The sequence below is a fragment of the Ancylobacter lacus genome (assembly GCF_018390635.1).
Classification (GTDB): domain Bacteria; phylum Pseudomonadota; class Alphaproteobacteria; order Rhizobiales; family Xanthobacteraceae; genus Ancylobacter; species Ancylobacter lacus.
This window is the reverse complement of the sequence record NZ_JAHBGE010000069.1, coordinates 1-504: the sequence shown is the minus strand read 5'-3', so window position 1 is coordinate 504 and position 504 is coordinate 1. Positions and strand designations below refer to the sequence as shown.

At 66.1% G+C, this 504-nt stretch carries 1 protein-coding gene; it reads left to right on the top strand.

Going from position 1 to position 504, the window contains the following annotated elements; all coding sequences use genetic code 11:
- Positions 1 to 281 precede the first annotated feature (281 nt).
- The coding region (locus KHC27_RS17035; protein WP_213340598.1) for a hypothetical protein at positions 282 to 504 on the top strand (223 nt) is incomplete at its 3' end.

The window sequence follows — 504 nt, the reverse complement described above, 5'->3', positions numbered from 1 at the left end:
CGGCCCTGGTCTGCCGCTACTGCCGGCACGAATTCACGGCCGAGCCGGCCTGACGCCCCGCGCGCTCCCGCCCACCACCCAACCCATTGACAATGAAGGCGCCCGCCGAGCGGGCGCCGCCTTAATGCTGCGCGCCGGGGCGGCGCATGTCGCCGGGCAAAAAATCGGATGAACACATCCAGCTTGTTGACGCGGCATAATGCAACCACCGATCATGGTTCTCCAGTACGGTCAATCCGACCGGAAAGTACCGACGATGGCGGCCATGTGGGGGAGTTGCCGTGGAAACAGCGTTGTTTGTTGCCCTGATGTATGCGGGGCTCTGTGGCTGGGGAGCCGCCGCGATCATGCAGAAGAAGGGCCGAAGCGCAACGGCCGGCGCCGTGCTCGGCGTCCTGTTAGGGCTCATCGGCATCCTCATCGCGGCGTGCCTGTCCGATCAGAAGCGTGACGAGCTGCGGATCGCCGAGATCAACGCGACTGCGGCCATGGCGGAGGCGGCGG